Annotated in this window: 17 protein-coding genes; 7 read left to right on the forward strand and 10 right to left on the reverse strand. The window is 64.5% G+C overall.

The genetic code is table 11. From position 1 onward, the window contains the following. Together VFW69_RS04630 and phoU are read left to right on the forward strand one after the other, a co-directional pair. Positions 1-666 (forward strand): MFS transporter (locus VFW69_RS04630; protein WP_526498639.1); only part of this gene is annotated, 666 nt, incomplete at its 5' end. A 74-nt stretch (positions 667-740) separates the two neighbouring features. Further along, entirely contained in the window at positions 741-1376 is a 636-nt protein-coding gene (gene phoU / locus VFW69_RS04635; RefSeq protein WP_526498641.1) for a phosphate signaling complex protein PhoU, read from the forward strand. Between the two features lie 16 nt (positions 1377-1392). Here the strand turns inward: phoU and VFW69_RS04640 are convergent, their stop codons facing one another. Beyond that, complete coding sequence (locus VFW69_RS04640) at positions 1393-2148, reverse strand: class I SAM-dependent methyltransferase (protein WP_526498643.1); 756 nt, start codon at positions 2146-2148, stop codon at positions 1393-1395. A 49-nt stretch (positions 2149-2197) separates the two neighbouring features. Then, entirely contained in the window at positions 2198-3175 is a 978-nt protein-coding gene (locus tag VFW69_RS04645; protein ID WP_526498645.1) for a methylenetetrahydrofolate reductase, read from the reverse strand. A 161-nt stretch (positions 3176-3336) separates the two neighbouring features. Here VFW69_RS04645 and VFW69_RS04650 point away from each other — a divergent pair, with 161 nt between their 5' ends. Further along, entirely contained in the window at positions 3337-4695 is a 1359-nt protein-coding gene (locus tag VFW69_RS04650; RefSeq protein WP_526498647.1) for a WS/DGAT/MGAT family O-acyltransferase, read from the forward strand. Between the two features lie 189 nt (positions 4696-4884). Next, positions 4885-6102: a cytochrome P450 gene (locus VFW69_RS04655; protein ID WP_526498649.1), complete on the forward strand. Its 1218-nt coding sequence runs from the start codon at positions 4885-4887 to the stop codon at positions 6100-6102. 19 nt (positions 6103-6121) lie between these two features. Here VFW69_RS04655 and VFW69_RS04660 read toward each other — a convergent pair whose 3' ends face one another. The 4 genes from VFW69_RS04660 to VFW69_RS04675 form a co-directional block, all read right to left on the reverse strand. Further along, positions 6122-6547 (reverse strand): ATP-binding protein, encoded by a 426-nt coding sequence (locus tag VFW69_RS04660; RefSeq protein WP_526498703.1) that lies wholly within the window; start codon positions 6545-6547, stop codon positions 6122-6124. A gap of 152 nt (positions 6548-6699) precedes the next feature. Beyond that, positions 6700-7623 carry a 2-hydroxyacid dehydrogenase gene (locus VFW69_RS04665; protein ID WP_526498704.1) on the reverse strand — a complete coding sequence of 308 codons (924 nt, stop codon included), beginning with the start codon at positions 7621-7623 and terminating at the stop codon, positions 6700-6702. Between the two features lie 161 nt (positions 7624-7784). Beyond that, a complete protein-coding gene (locus VFW69_RS04670) occupies positions 7785-9335 on the reverse strand; it encodes a SulP family inorganic anion transporter (protein WP_526498651.1) in 1551 nt (516 codons plus the stop codon). Between the two features lie 322 nt (positions 9336-9657). Beyond that, positions 9658-10080, reverse strand: a complete 423-nt coding sequence (locus tag VFW69_RS04675) for a nitroreductase family deazaflavin-dependent oxidoreductase (protein ID WP_526498653.1) — start codon at positions 10078-10080, stop codon at positions 9658-9660. Positions 10081-10369: 289 nt separating this feature from the next. Here VFW69_RS04675 and VFW69_RS04680 point away from each other — a divergent pair, with 289 nt between their 5' ends. Next, on the forward strand, positions 10370-11059 hold the full coding sequence (locus VFW69_RS04680; protein WP_526498655.1) for a class I SAM-dependent methyltransferase: 690 nt from the start codon (positions 10370-10372) through the stop codon (positions 11057-11059). Between the two features lie 21 nt (positions 11060-11080). Here the strand turns inward: VFW69_RS04680 and VFW69_RS04685 are convergent, their stop codons facing one another. Beyond that, a complete protein-coding gene (locus VFW69_RS04685; protein ID WP_526498657.1) occupies positions 11081-11389 on the reverse strand; it encodes a PPW family C-terminal domain-containing PPE protein in 309 nt (102 codons plus the stop codon). A gap of 37 nt (positions 11390-11426) precedes the next feature. Between VFW69_RS04685 and VFW69_RS04690 the strand changes: the two genes are divergently transcribed. Beyond that, positions 11427-11594 (forward strand): hypothetical protein, encoded by a 168-nt coding sequence (locus VFW69_RS04690; protein WP_526498659.1) that lies wholly within the window; start codon positions 11427-11429, stop codon positions 11592-11594. 48 nt (positions 11595-11642) lie between these two features. Here the strand turns inward: VFW69_RS04690 and VFW69_RS04695 are convergent, their stop codons facing one another. The 3 genes from VFW69_RS04695 to VFW69_RS04705 form a co-directional block, all read right to left on the reverse strand. Beyond that, a complete protein-coding gene (locus VFW69_RS04695) occupies positions 11643-12029 on the reverse strand; it encodes a hypothetical protein (protein ID WP_526498661.1) in 387 nt (128 codons plus the stop codon). An 8-nt stretch (positions 12030-12037) separates the two neighbouring features. Further along, positions 12038-12262, reverse strand: coding sequence for a hypothetical protein (locus VFW69_RS04700; protein ID WP_066995650.1), 225 nt, complete (start codon positions 12260-12262; stop codon positions 12038-12040). 284 nt (positions 12263-12546) lie between these two features. Continuing rightward, complete coding sequence (locus VFW69_RS04705) at positions 12547-13806, reverse strand: TetR/AcrR family transcriptional regulator (protein WP_526498663.1); 1260 nt, start codon at positions 13804-13806, stop codon at positions 12547-12549. Between the two features lie 167 nt (positions 13807-13973). Between VFW69_RS04705 and VFW69_RS04710 the strand changes: the two genes are divergently transcribed. Further along, the gene (locus VFW69_RS04710; protein ID WP_526498665.1) at positions 13974-14582 is read left to right on the forward strand and encodes a hypothetical protein; all 609 of its coding nucleotides are present in this window, start codon (positions 13974-13976) and stop codon (positions 14580-14582) included. Positions 14583-14679: the final 97 nt, after the last annotated feature.

Genomic DNA, 14679 nt, shown 5'->3' on the forward strand with positions numbered 1-14679 from the left:
CAAATTCTGCGCACGGTCGCGGCCCAGTGGCGCCCGATGCTGATCTGCGCGGCGCTGGTGCTGACCTCACAGGTCGCCGACTTCATGCTCACCGGATACCTGCCCACGTACCTCAGACTGTTCGTCCGCGTCGGGCACACCGCGGGGCTGGTCATGATCGTGTCGACGTTGGCGATCCTGATGGTCACCGTGGTGCTCGTCGCCAGCTTGTCCGACCGCATCGGCGTCAAACCGATCATGTGGACGGGCTGCGGGCTGCTGATCGCGGCCTCCGTCCCGGCGTTCCTGCTCATCCGTTTCGGTGGCATATACCCGGTGATCTTTATCGGGGTGCTGCTGATCGGCCTGATGGAACTGTGCTTCGACAGCACCGGACCGGCCATGCTGCCGGCCTTATTTCCCACCAACGTGCGCTACGGGGCGCTGGCGATTTCGTACAACATCTCGATTTCACTCGTCGGCGGTATCACACCGCTGATCGCCCAGGCGCTGGTGTCCGGCACCGGCAACGTGATGGTGCCGGCCTACATGCTGATCTTCGCTGGCGTGGTGGGAGCCATCACGTTGCTGTTCACCCCGGAAGTCGCCCGCAAGCCCTTGCCCGGTTCCGGGCCGGCCGTCGAAACCGAGCGGGAGGCTCGCGCGCTCGCCGAGGACATCAGCTAGCGGGTCACCCGGGTCAAGACTTCTGTCGTTCTGCGCGGGGTTCATTTGGCACAGGCGGGGCTATTCCCTTGAAGATGAGGACCGGTTTCCACCAGCAGCTGGACATGCTGACCGACCAGCTCGCCGACATGTGCGCGATGGCCGCCGAGGAGATCAAGCAGGCGAGCGAAGCGCTGCTGGAAGCGGACCTGACAACGGCCGAATGCGTCATCGCCGGCCACCGCAGCATCCTCGCCCTCGACGCTCATGTCGAGGAAACCGCATTTGCACTGTTGGCATTGCAGGCGCCGGTGGCCACGGACTTGCGCGCGGTCGTCAGCGCCCTCCGGATCGCCGCGGATGCGCGACGCATGGTCGAGCTGGCCGTGCACATCGCCGAGATCGCCCGCCGCCGTCACCCCTATCCGGCCGTTTCGGCCGAGGTGCGGCCATACGTCGCCGCCATGGGCGAGGCGGCCGAGGCACTGGCCCTCGGTGCGCGGCAAGTGCTGGTTTCGCAAGACCCGCGCGGGGCCGCCCAGATTCGCCACGACGACGACGCGATGGACGAGCTGCACCATCAACTGCTGGCGGTGCTGATGAATCCCGCTTGGACGCAGGGAGTCGCCGCCGCCGTGGACGCCACCCTGTTGGGCCGCTTCTACGAACGCTTCGCTGACCATGCGGTCGAGATCGCACGGCGGGTGATCTTCCAGGCCACTGGGCGCTAGCCCCCTCCGAACCCACTCAGGCGTGGCGAAGCACCAACAACTCGCCGGTCAAGGTCCCATCCTCGAGCAATCGCCCGATCCTCGAACTTTGACGTTCGGCCAACTGCCAGGCTTCGGTGTGTCCGTGCCGGTCGCCGAGGACGCTCTCCACGGTGTCCACGCGCTCGTTCCACGTGTCGTCGATCGGCGGCAGCGTCGCGGTGCCGAGCCACTGCTCGACGTGAAGTGAGGCCCCACTCAACAGCTCACGCAATCCGCTTGGGGTCGGAAAGTGATTTTCTTCCAAGGTGTTTGACGGTATGTCCCGATGTGCGACGAAAACCAACAAGCCGATGCGCCCACCCGGCCGCACGACACGACGCAACTCCGTGAGCAACACGAGTTGATCCGGCGTCGTACACAACACGCCCAACGACCAGGCGGCGTCGAAACTCGCGTCCCTCATCGGCAGGGCCGATCCGAGTGCGCACACCACCGGAGAGCCGAACAGTTTCTGCGCCGCACGGCAGGCGCCCGTCTCGGGTTCGACGAGCACGGGCCGCGCCATGCCGGATCGGGCGGCGTAGGCGGCAGGCCCGCCGACACCGGCGCCGGAATCCAACAGCGTGGCACCGGGCGCCAACTCCATCCGCTCGATGAGCCAGTCGAGCGCTGCCGGGCTTCCGCTTCCCCGGCAGCCCGCGGGGAGGTGGTAGTCCGGCCCGAGTTCGGCCGCGACCTGCGCGGTCCATTCGGCGACGGTGTCGAACTCGGCCTCCATCGCATCCGTCATGGGCGCCGCTCCTCCTTATCGCTGCGCTCCGCATCGTCGGCGGCGCGAGTCATGGCGCTTCCGCCCGGATACGACGTCCGACCTCTGCCTTGATCTCCGCGCCGACGCGGGGGCCCGACGCGGACGCCAGCCCCGAGACGTTGACACCCTCGACGCCCTCGATTGACAACAACGCTCGTGCCTCGCTCACCGACGTCGCGATTCCGGCGGCCACCGGATCCGGGGCGCTCAACACCCGTTGCGTCACCGCGGGGTCGAGCTCAAGTCCGGGCAAGCCTTCCAGCACCGCCGCCGAGATGCTGTCAGTGAACACCGCTACCGCCGCGATCACCGGGATTGTCAAGCCGGCCGATCGCGCTGTCGTCATGAAGTCGGCGATCATCTCGGGAAACGGCACATGGTTCAGGATTGCCAGGCTCGCTCCGGCCCGCTGCTTCTCGACCAAACGAGCCGGTCGACGGTGCACGGGTGGGGCGGTGGGCGTCTCGGGCACCGCTGCGGCCATGCCGACCGAGGCGGCCAGGGACACCAGGCGGAGCCCGTCGAGGTCGAAGGTCTGCGTCACGTCTGGGCGCACGTCGTATCCGCGTCCGTCGCCCGTCACGCACAACACCGTGTCGACATCGATGCTGCGTAATCCCCTCAACTCCTGCTCGAGGACCACGCGGTTGCGATCCCGGCACGACAACGTGATCCACGGCGTCACTCCGGCGTCGAGCAGCAGCGACGCCATGAGCGTCGGTGGAAAGTCGGGCTTGTTCTGATGCTCGCCGACCAGGACGGCGTCGCACCCGGGCGCCAGGATGGCCGCGGTCGCCGCGATGTCGTCTGGATCGAATGGGGTGGCGCTGAAGTCGGTGAGTACCCGCGGGGCACTCGCGGGCCGGGGACTGGGGCGATGACCCGACCATGGCACCACGTCGTCGAACACACACGGAATCGAGCGCATCTCGCACTCTCCGTTCGGGCGCACCCCGCCGCACGGCCCGAACTCCATCCGCTTGGGACAACCCGAATCCGCCGGCATCTTCACCCCCTTGAGCGTCCATACCCAAAAGAACGCGCACGCAAGCGCTCTGACCGGCCGCGAGTCCGAAGGCTCATTCGCGATTAGCAATCGCTCCCTACGGCTAATACGAAAGGGGCATGCGCCGGACGTGCGGCACAGCAGAGGGAACGGGAACGACTATGGAACCGATATCACCGACGGACGCGTTGTTCCTCATCGGCGAGTCACGCGAACATCCGATGCACGTGGGCTCGCTGCAGCTCTTCGAACCCCCGGAGGACGCCGGTCCCCACTTCGTGCACGAGGCTTACCAGGCGATGCTCGAGTGCACGGACGTGCAGCCGTCCTTCCGCAAGCATCCCGCCTTCTTCGGCGGCCTCACAAATGTGGCGTGGTCCGTCGACAAGGACGTCGAGCTCGACTACCACCTGCGCCGGTCCGCCCTTCCGGAACCCGGACGAGTCCGGGACTTGCTCGAACTGGCGTCCCGGCTGCACGGCAGCCTGCTCGACCGGCACCGTCCGCTGTGGGAGGCACACCTGGTCGAAGGGCTGCAGGACGGGCGCTATGCGGTCTACACGAAGTATCACCACTCCTTGATGGACGGCGTCTCGGCGCTACGCCTGGTGCAGCGCGCCTTCACGCCGGATCCGCACGACGACGAGGTGCGCGTGCCGTGGAGCCTCGGTCCGCGCAAGCGCAGCGGGCGGCGGCAGCAGCGGTCACTCTTTGACCGGGTCGGCCGCACCGCGGGGTCGGCGCTCGCCTTGGCGCCGTCCACGCTCAAGCTCGCGCGCGCGGCGCTGCTCGAACAACAACTGACCCTGCCGTTTCGGGCGCCGCGCTCCATGTTCAACGTGCGGATCGGCGGTGCCCGTCGGGTTGCGGCCCAGTCCTACTCGCTGGAGCGCATCAAGGCGGTCAAGTCGGCTACCGGTGTGACGATCAACGACGTCGTGCTCGCGATGTCCGCCGGGGCGCTGCGCGCCTATCTCATCGATCTGAACGCGCTGCCGGACGCGCCCCTGACGGCCATGGTCCCGGTCAATCTGCGCAAGGACGACGATGATCGCGGCGGGAACAACGTCGGGACCTTCCTGTGCAATCTCGCAACCGACCTCGACGACCCCGCGAAGCGGCTCGAGACGATCAGCGCGTCCATTCGCGAGACCAAAGAGGTGTTCTGGCAGCTACCTCCGGTTCAGCAGCTGGCGCTGTCCGCCTTCAACATCGGGGGACTGTTCTTCGGTCTGATCCCCGGCTACCTGTCCGCGGCCTCACCGCCGTTCAACATCGTTATTTCGAACGTATCGACCGGTAACTCCGACAAATTGTATTGGCGCGGAGCGCGATTGGACGGAAATTATCCGCTGTCGATCCCGCTCGACGGCCAGGCGGTCAACATCACCGTCACCAACAACGCAGACAACCTCGACTTCGGTCTGGTCGGTTGCCGCCGCAGCGTCCCGCACCTACAGCGGATGCTCGGCCACCTCGAGGCGGCCCTGAAGGATTTGGAACTGATCGCAGGCGTCTGAGTGCGTTGCATCGCTGGGCGCATACCGCACGTGTGAAGCCCGTCGATACGGCGCCTCCGCGAGCACTGAGCGGCCATGCTCACGAGGCCTCGGCGCGCCTTTCCTCCCACCGGTTACACCTTTGTGGGGAATACCACAGCTCCTACTGTAAGGTCCACGGTAAGTGAGGGCATGCGGGAAGGGTGAACCGTGCCAAGCAGTACCAATACGCGCAATCAGCTGCGGCCCGACATTGATCTGACCGACGGCGCCTTCTACGCGGGCGACTCCCGGCCGGTCTATCAATGGATGCGCGAGAACGAACCGGTCTTTCGAGACCGCAACGGGTTGGCCGCCGCGGCGACCTACCAGGCGGTGATCGACGCCGAGCGTGCGCCGGAATTGTTCTCCAACGCCGGCGGTATCCGGCCAGATCAGGACGCGCCCCCGATGATGATCGCGATGGATGACCCGACGCATCTGCTGCGGCGCAAGCTCGTCAATGCGGGCTTTACCCGCAAACGCGTCAAGGACCGGGAGCACGCGATCGGAACGCTGTGCGATGCGCTGATCGACAACGTCTGCGAACGGGGCGAGTGCGACTTCGTCTGGGACCTCGCCGCTCCACTTCCCATGGCGGTGATCGGCGACATGCTCGGGGTGCTTCCGGAGGAACGCCAAATGTTCCTTCGCTGGTCCGACGACATGGTGACCCTGCTCAGCAGCACAACCGCGCAAGAGGATTTCCAGGTCTCGGTGGACGCATTCGCCGCTTACACCGAGTACATGACGGGCATGATCGCGGCGCGTAAGGCAGATCCGACCGATGACCTGGTCAGCGTGCTGGTGCACGCGGAGGTGGACGGCGAGAAGCTGGCGGACCACGAGATCGTCACCGAGGTTTTATTGCTACTGATCGGCGGCGACGAGACCACCCGGCACACGCTGTCCGGCGGTACCGCGCAGATTCTGCGGCATCGGCAACAGCACCAGCAGCTGGTCAACGACGTGGCGCTGCTACCCAGCGCGATCGAGGAAATGCTGCGATGGACCGCGCCGGTCAAGAACATGGCCCGCACCATGACCGCCGACCTGGACTTTCACGGCGCGCAGCTCAAGCAGGGCGAGAAAATCATCCTGCTATTTGAATCGGCGAACTTCGACGAGGCCGTGTTCGGCGATCCGGAGAGCTTCCGCATCGACCGCTACCCCAACAACCACCTGGCGTTCGGGTTCGGAACCCACTTCTGTCTGGGCAATCAACTGGCGCGCCTGGAGCTGGCGATGATGCTCGAGCGGCTGCTGAAGCGTCTTCCGGATATGCGCCTGGCATCCGAGGAGCCGCTGCCGCTGCGTCCGGCGAACTTCGTCAGCGGTCTGGAAAAGATGCCGATCAAGTTCACACCGTCGGCGCGGTCGGGCGCCTGATCTCGGGCTGGACCGAGCCTCAACGTCCTCGGTGTGCGGCAAGGTCCGTGTCGGTCAAGTAATCGAGGTAGACGCTGGTGCCATTGGGGCGGGCATGGATGGTGCAGTGATCGGCGAGGCCGTGCATCAGCATGATGCCGCGCGACGCGCGAGGGTCGTTGGAGTGCCTGGACGGGGGCATCCGCCAACTCCCGCGGTCACTGACACAGACCCGAATTGACTCGGCATCGGGATCGTAGGTGGCCTGAAGTTTCATGGCGCCGACCTGGTGATGCGAGCGATAGGCGTGCTCAACACAATTTGCCAGCGCCTCGTTCACACCCAGGACGATGTCCTCACGGATTTCTTCCGACGCGTGCACCTCTTGCTGCAGCCACCCTTGTAGCGCACGACGCCACTCCGCCGCCGTATCGGGGCGGGCTGTGCCGGCAAGTGTCAGCCGCACCGGCGTGGCAGTCTCCGGCAGTAGTGGACTCATGAAAACCGCATACCCAGATGCGGTTGGAGCAATAACCTTCTGCGAGTATCGCTTCGGCCACAGAAGAACAGCCGCCCGGAATCACCTGGTCATGGCGACGAATCGCCTTTTGGCAGGGTCTAGCGGCGCGGCGGTAAGACAGGTGTGACCAATTCGCCGGTGTCCAGGTAGCTGTCGAGATTGCGGATCGCCAGCAGTGCCATGGCCCGCCGGGTCCGCGCGGTGGCGCTGCCGATATGCGGGAGAAGCACCACGTTGTCCAGGTCGAACAACTCGGCCGGTACCTGCGGCTCTTCGGCGAAGACGTCCAGCCCCGCACCCGCCAGTTGCCCAGCGGCCAGCAGTTCCACCAGCGCGTCCTCGTCGACGACGCTGCCGCGGGCGATGTTTACCAAGTAACCCTCGGGGCCCAACGCCTGCAGCACGGCCCGGTCGACCAGTTTGCGAGTGTTGCGGTTGCCCGTAGTGGCGATGACCAGCACATCGACCGACTCGGCAAGTTCCACGGGCGACTCGGCATAGCGGAATGGCGATCCCTCGATGCGGTGGCGGTTGTGATAGGCGATGGCGCAGTCGAATCCGAGGAGCCTGGTCGCGATCGCCGAACCGATCCGGCCCAGGCCCAAGATACCGACCTGCAGGCCGCTGACATCTCTGGAATAGGGAAACGGGCCTTCCCGGGCCCATCGGCCGGCGCGTACGTAGCGATCGGCGGCACCGAAACGGCGCAATGTCATCAAGATCAGGCCCACCGCCGTGTCGGCGACTGTGTCCGACAACACGTCGGGAGTGTTGCTCACGCCAACACCGCGGCGCTTCGCCGCACCCAAATCGATCAGATCCACCCCGGCCCCGTTGTTGATGATCACCTCTAGGTTGGGCAGCGCAGCGATGGTGGCGGCATCGGCACCGGGCGATCCCGATGTCACCAGCACGCGCACATCGGCGCCATGCTCGGCCAGGAACTCAGTTCGCGCCGGCCCGTCGGGAAGCTTCGGAATCGCGTAGCGCGCGGCCAACTCCTGTTCGAACGTAGGCTCCATCTCACCGACCTGTAGCACCCCACTGACTTTCTTAGCCGTCACGACTACATCATGCTTGAAGCCGGTTTTCGACTCGGTCCGGCGGGGCCCCGGCCTCGACCATTCGCTCGATTAGGTGAACCGCGCGGCCGAGTCGGCGGCATTCCAATGAAGGGCCGGCGTTACTTGCTCCCTGCCGCGGACAACTCCTCGACCAGGCTCAGGTGCACGTTACGGCGGTTGGCCTTCGATGACTTCCCGGCGGGATCAACGGATTTCATAAGCCCACTGGTGGCCAGGGTGCCGCAGTCACTCATGTCGGCCGTGTCGCGAACGTGGACCTGCCCGCCGGTAGCGCAGTGCCGTCGTTGCCAATCGCTGATCGCCTGGTGCGCTGCGTGATCGAGATAATTCGTAAGTAGGTGAATGGTGACAGAAGTGCGTTCGGGTATGGAGGCCAGGACGCCGGTCAGGCGTGGCAGTGCCAGGAAGGTGCACGCACCTTCGACAACGATGTGCCATCCGTCACCAACGGGTTTTGCCTCAATCCTGGCTCGCACCACCCGCCATCCCGTCACGGCGACGGCCAGGGCGAGTCCGATCATGACGCCGTGCAGCAGATTGAGGAAGACGACGCTGAGCACGGTCACCAGGTAGACAACGAGATCGCCGTTGCGCAACGCGGTTTCGATGTGTGCGGGCTTCAGCAGCTCGATCCCGATCACGATGAGAAGGCCGGCAAGTGCCGCCGTGGGGATCTTTTCGACGAGTCCCGCGAACGGTACGGCGAAGAGCAACACCCAAATACCATGCAATATGGTCGAGGCGCGCGTTTTTGCGCCGGCATTCACGTTGGCCGCGCTGCGCACGATGACACCCGCGATGGGTAGCCCACCGACCGCACCTGACGCGATATTCGCCGCACCCTGCCCAATTAGTTCGCGGTTGAAGTCAGTTCGCGGGCCGGTATGCATCCGGTCGATCGATACCGCCGTCAGTAGGCTCTGCACGCTCGTGATCAGGGTGACAGTGATGACGGCGACGGCGACGGCTCCCCAGTTCCCGTGCGGCAGCGACGGCAGGCGCAGCGCCTCGATGACAGAGCCGTCCAGGACTATCCGGGATACGTTGAACGGAAAGACCACCGAAATAGCGGTGACCACGACGATCGCAACCAGTGGCCCGGGAATCTTGGCCACCCGTGCCGGAACCCAGCGCCAGGCAATAAGAATGACGATCACCAGTAGGCCCAGGAGAAGTCCTGGCCGGTGGGCGCCGAGAATCTGCGCGGGCAGGCCGATGACGTTGCTCCAGGCCGAGCTCTTCGAAGCGCCACCCAGCAATACGTGCACCTGCTGCAGGGCGATCGTAATTCCGATGCCGGCCAGCATGGCGTGCACCACGACGGGCGAGATTGCCAGGGCCGCCCGGGCAATCCGGCTGAATCCCAACAGGACTTGCAGGATCCCTGCGATCACGGTTATGAAACATGTTATCGCCCAACCAAACTGGGATACCAGATCGGCGACAATGACGGTAAGCCCCGCGGCCGGGCCGCTCACCTGCAGCGGTGAGCCGCCGATCCATCCGGCGACCACTCCCCCGACGATTGCGGCGATCAAACCGGCGAGAACCGGTGCGTCCGAGGCAATCGCGATGCCGAGCGACAACGGAAGCGCCACCAGGAAGACCACCAGGGAGGCCGGTAAATCGTAAGGGAGCGTCTCGCGCATCCGGCCGATTCGGGATGGGGCTGCCTCCTCCCCACCCTGGTGAACTGGCTGTTTCGCGTGTTGCACCGACCCTCCCCTGAATTGGTCATTAGCGGTGGGCTTTAGATATCCACCCGGTCACGGCAGGTAAAGATTTTGTAAAGCCGTGCAGCGCAGGCGTTTAGAACTACCACGAACACCATTGCTCGGCGGACATGCCTGGCCTGTGTGTTCGAAGGTAAGTGGGGCGAGTACGAAGGGTCAACCCGACGGGCCGAGCGCATATCGAATGCAAATTTTTTCGGTGCCCATCGCAGGCGTCAAACCGCAAGATGGAAAGCGGTTACTCCAGAACGAAAACCGGGATTTGGCGTGCCGCCTTTGTCTTGTATTCCGCGTAGGGAGGAAAGGCCTCAACGGCCCGCTGCCACCACTCCTCGCGCTCGGCACCGTCGAGTTCGCGAGCCGTCAACGTGACAACCTTGTCGCCATCCTGCAGCGTCACCGCCGGATTCGCCTTCAGGTTGAAGTACCAAACCGGATGTTCCGGGGCGCCGCCGTGTGACGCGACAATGACGTAGCGGCCATCCTTCTCGACCCGCATCAACGGCACGTAGCGCTGTTTGCCGGACTTCGCCCCGGTGACGGTCAGCAGAACGATAGGCCGGTCGAAGACCTCAACTCCATCGGTCGTGCCCTGACTCAAAACCTGTTCGGTCTGGTCGCGCACCCAGCCCCTGGGGCTCAATTCGATTTCGTCAGCCATACCTACAGCGAACACCTGGGCACCACTGCCGCATTCCCCGGGTCCCGCCTGCACCGTCCGATGCCGCTCGAACCCGGTGCCCCCTGCGAGCAGGGAGTACATTTGTGTCATCGCTTAGATGCGCTAGCTAATTTCGCAGGTCGCGAGGAGATGGGCGTGGTCCGCAGCCGGCGCGCAGCTGGGGGTGGTCAGCGCGCTTCTTGCGCGACCCGCTGCCATCCGATGCGGAGCAGCCGCCCTATATATCAGGCTAATTGACATATATCAGCTTTATTGATATAAAGATGTCATGACGCAACCGACTGAAGAGATGTTCGAATCCGCCTATCGGGGTGAGGCTCCCGAGATGGGCCAGGGCAACCGCCCGCCGTGGAGCATCGGTGAGCCGCAGCCAGAGATCGCGGCCCTCGTCGATGACGGCAAGTTCCACGGCGACGTGCTCGATGCCGGTTGCGGCGAGGCGGCGGTGTCGCTGTACCTCGCCGAGCGCGGCTTCACCACGGTAGGCCTGGACCAGTCACCCACCGCCATCGCGCTGGCAACCGAGAAAGCCACCCGGCGAGGCCTGACCAGCGCCACCTTCGATGTCGCGGATATCAGCGCCTTCACCGGCTACGACGGCCGCTTCGGCACCATCGTCGACAGCACCCTTTTCCACTCGATGCCCGTTGAATTGCGTGAGGGCTATCAGCAGTCGATCGTGCGGGCCGCCGCACCGGGAGCCTCGTACTTCGTGCTCGTCTTCGACCGCGCCGCGATGCCGGCCGATGGCCCCGTCAATGCGGTCACCGAAAACGAGCTGCGCGATGTGGTCTCGAAGTACTGGGTGATCGACGAGATCCGGCCGGCCCGTATCCACGCCAACGTGCCCGAGAACTTCCTGGCTGGCTTTGATGCCTTCGCCGGTGCAGACATTCGCGACGAGGACAACGGTCGCAAGTCCGTGGGCGCCTGGTTACTGTCCGCGCACCTCGGCTGACGGGACACCGGAGCGCGCGGCCTACGGGCCGTCCCAGCTTTCGGGCAGCATTGGCATGCGGGCGCCTCCGCCGGATTCGTCGCCTGCCAACGTGATCAGACCCGCCGCGCGCACGTCAGGCTTGGGTAGCGTTCCGGTGAAGCCCTGCAACGAGTCCCCGGAGCCCGAGGGCCGAGACCGATCCGGCAACGCCGACGCAATCGCGTCGGCGTCGTCGTCGGCCTCGATGAATTCATAGCGGTATCCGGGGTTGATACCCGCGACGCCGTGAGCAGCGCAATCGAGATCCACGAATCGGCCGGGTTTCGACGCCTGTAATTCGGGAGACACTGACCAGAGGCAGAACATACGTTCAGAGGAGATCTCGGTGGATCAGCAAGTCAACTTCGACCCGCCCGCGGCGCCCGAGGACGCTCGCATGGCGACCGAGGAACAGCGCAAGTTGCAGGAGCAGCTCGAGCACCAGGACGAGGATCCGGACGCGCCGGGCTTACACCAGTCTCGGCACGACCTACCCGACGAAAGCACGCGGTAGCCCGGACCAGTGGTTCCCGTCGGATCCCTCGCCAGCGAAAGTTGGTTCTTAGCAGGGCATTTCGTCGTGTAGAGACGTCGTCCGGCCCCATCGTGGTGAATGCGCCCCGCGCCCTGATGACGTTGGCCGCCGGTGGTCGTGGGCGACCGCGGCCACAGCCTGCCAGGTCAGCGTCACACCGCCCAGGACCGCCATCGGGATTGCCCACAACCGTCGCACCATCAGCGCGCTATTGCATCGGGTGACATAGTTGCTGCTCGCCGTGCCGACCGCGCTTGAGGCTTGGTTCAGTTCGGTCGTAAAGCCGTTGCCGCACTTGACTTGCCAGCCGAACTGATCGAAGGCGTCGATGAATACCGGGAAGTACAGTGCCAAGAGCCCCCCGGCCAAGAGCACCACGGCGGCAAAGACGATCAGCGGCCCCCGGCTGGTCATGCGAGCCCCTAAGTCATGCAAACGTTGGCGAAAAGCAGCACCGGCCACGACACGATCGAGCCGAGGAAAGACACCACCAGATCGACGCCGTGCATGTCGTGCAGATGCTGGGTATGGGTGCTCGACCAGATCACGCCAACGATTAGGTACGGCGTCCCCAACAGTATCGCCAGGCCCAGCAGTTCGGCGATGGTCAGTTGATACTCCAGGAGTGTGCGAATCCTGCTGAGCATTGGCATGCCTTTCGCGCGGGCGCTGCCGAGTTTGAAGGCGGTCCACACCAAGGCCATGCGGACCCGACCCCACCCGACATGCGGCTAAGTCCGTCTATGTTAATATTGATTCGGTCGATATGGTAGGCCAGTGGGCCGATCGGCGGCGCTCAATCACGACAAATGAACACAGGAGATGCGCTGTTGGAAAGGGGGGTTCGCCTCGCCTTGATGTGTCGGCGAGGTCAAAGCCCAACTAGCAAGTGAGGATTCATTCTTCGGCTACGGACCTTCCTGCAAGACACTCAGCGACGTTGTCGGCTGCCGCGCGGCGCATCGCGGGAGGAGGCGGGTCGTCCCAGTACCGTGACCTCCATCAGGCGGCGCACCGTGAGGCCGGCGGCCGCGTGGGAGTTGGGGTAGACCAGGCGCCCGATGTCCACCGCAAGCGCGAACGCGGCGTGGACGGCGTATCGGGCCCGACCCAGGGTGAGTTCGGGGCTGGCCGCGACGGCGAGGCTGGCCCAGGATTCGACGGTGGAGCGCTGAATGTTGTAGAGCAGCACCGCGTCTGTGTCGGGCAAGTTGTGACGCTCGGTGTAGTACACGCAGGCCAGTTCGGGGTTGGCGAATGACCGGGTGACATAGGCCTCGATGAGCTGCGCGAGGGCCTGTTCCGGGTCGGCGTGGGCGGCCAGGATGCTGGAGAGGTCACCCGAAAGTTGATCGGCGGCGCGCCGGTAGTAGACCGCCAAAATGGCGGCCTTCCCCGGAAAGTATTGATAGATGCTGGCAACCGGTATGCCGACCGCTGCGGCGATGTCTTCCATCCCGGTTTCGCGATAGCCGCGCTCGTTGAACAGGCACATCGATTCGTGCAAGAGAAGTTCATAACCTCCGGCGGCGCTGGCCAGCGTCGCCGGGCGCGACGGGTCGGATCCGCTACCACGCTGGCTTGGCAGCTCGGCCCGCAACACCGCGGTCGCGATGTCGGTCAGCGCCGCGCGAATCTCGGCATTACCCAACCGGGACCGATGGTCGGTGATGCTGCCAATGACACTCAGAGTGGCCGCTGACAGGATCCAGCGTTGCCGCGACGTCAATTTCGGTCGCAGTCGCATCAGGGGACGCTGCAGGCGCCGGTTGATCAGTTTGATCTGTTCAGCCAGAGCGCGCTGATCGTCGCCACGCAGGTAGCGGCCCTCCCACCGATAGAGTCCACCGGCGGTACGGTTGACGATCGTGGTGTCGATCAGCGCGCCGGTGAGCGCGCTGAGTTGCTCCTCGGGATCGCCGTCGGCGGGTAAAGCATCTGCGAACGCCGTGGCGTCGACCAGTTGCTGTCCCAGCGCCAAGAAGACCTCGCGGAACAGGTCATATTTGCCCTGTGAGTGGCGGTACAACGCGGCAGCGGAGATTCCGACGCGCGCCGCGATGTTTTCCATGCTGACCGCGTGATAGCCCAACTCGCTGAATGCATCGGTGGCGGCGCGCGCGATCTGGATCTTGCGGTCCTTCGGGCGCCGCTTTACCTGATCTGCGGACGAACGGCCAGCCGATGGCATACAGATCACCGTAGCCGCAGCGGCGGCCGTCGGGGTGATCGGTAGACGACCGGTACCTCGCGAGAAGATCCCGTACCAATGCCCAGATGTTATTTGTTATTTGGCAATGAGATTGATGGTTCGGTATCGGCGGCCGCGGGATATCGTATTCCTTTGGGGAAGAGCGGATGAATCTGACGAGATTGCGGCAGGTAGGGAGCGCGCTAGCGTGCGCCGGCCCGGCATTCGCCGCCGCCATGGCGCTCTCCGGCCAGGCCGCCGCCGATCCGGGCCAGCCCCCGCCGCCGCTTCCGGTGTTCACTCCGGCGCCCAGCGATTGGTCACCGAACTTCGACATCTGGCCGTACAACACATTCACGGCACGGGTGACGCCGGAGATGATCGCCGGAATGTCGGACTCCTGCCAATGGTTCAAGTCGCAATTCGATCCGCTGATGGGCCAGATCAACGACTTCAACCGGTACCTCGGCGATCAGCATGACGACTACTCGGTCGGCAGTGTGCAGGGGAACGCTCACACTGTCGTCGCCAATATCGACCAATCGACGGCCTTTCTGGCACCACGAGTGAAACCGCTGATCATCACCAACCAGCCCGACAACTTCGGACCGTATTCGCCGGTATACGGCGGTGAATCGATGACCCACTTGGCATTTCAACTGTCGCGCATCAGCGACAGCATCAAGAGAAAGGATCCGTCAGGAGTTACACACGCGAACATCGTCTCGGCCGCCGGCTGGGCGAACGCGCTTCGAGACTCCGGCGCATGCAACTGATGAACTACCGCCCAACGCTACGACCATGGAGAAGGTGGACGGTCAGTGGCTGGCCAGCAGGGTCGAGCTGCCTTAAAACCATTGCGCCATAAGCGGT

The sequence above is a fragment of the Mycobacterium sp. genome (genome assembly GCF_036273375.1).
GTDB lineage: Bacteria > Actinomycetota > Actinomycetes > Mycobacteriales > Mycobacteriaceae > Mycobacterium.

Excerpts from the sequence above, each read along its gene's own strand:
- VFW69_RS04640 (WP_526498643.1), bottom strand. The coding sequence starts at position 2,148 with ATGACGGATGCGATGGAGGCCGAGTTCGACACCGTCGCCGAATGGACC.
- phoU (WP_526498641.1), top strand. The coding sequence starts at position 741 with ATGAGGACCGGTTTCCACCAGCAGCTGGACATGCTGACCGACCAGCTC.
- VFW69_RS04700 (WP_066995650.1), bottom strand. The coding sequence starts at position 12,262 with ATGCTCAGCAGGATTCGCACACTCCTGGAGTATCAACTGACCATCGCC.
- VFW69_RS04680 (WP_526498655.1), top strand. The coding sequence starts at position 10,370 with ATGACGCAACCGACTGAAGAGATGTTCGAATCCGCCTATCGGGGTGAG.
- VFW69_RS04665 (WP_526498704.1), bottom strand. The coding sequence starts at position 7,623 with ATGGAGCCTACGTTCGAACAGGAGTTGGCCGCGCGCTACGCGATTCCG.
- VFW69_RS04710 (WP_526498665.1), top strand. The coding sequence starts at position 13,974 with ATGAATCTGACGAGATTGCGGCAGGTAGGGAGCGCGCTAGCGTGCGCC.
- VFW69_RS04650 (WP_526498647.1), top strand. The coding sequence starts at position 3,337 with ATGGAACCGATATCACCGACGGACGCGTTGTTCCTCATCGGCGAGTCA.
- VFW69_RS04645 (WP_526498645.1), bottom strand. The coding sequence starts at position 3,175 with ATGCCGGCGGATTCGGGTTGTCCCAAGCGGATGGAGTTCGGGCCGTGC.
- VFW69_RS04675 (WP_526498653.1), bottom strand. The coding sequence starts at position 10,080 with ATGGCTGACGAAATCGAATTGAGCCCCAGGGGCTGGGTGCGCGACCAG.
- VFW69_RS04705 (WP_526498663.1), bottom strand. The coding sequence starts at position 13,806 with ATGCCATCGGCTGGCCGTTCGTCCGCAGATCAGGTAAAGCGGCGCCCG.
- VFW69_RS04695 (WP_526498661.1), bottom strand. The coding sequence starts at position 12,029 with ATGACCAGCCGGGGGCCGCTGATCGTCTTTGCCGCCGTGGTGCTCTTG.
- VFW69_RS04670 (WP_526498651.1), bottom strand. The coding sequence starts at position 9,335 with ATGCGCGAGACGCTCCCTTACGATTTACCGGCCTCCCTGGTGGTCTTC.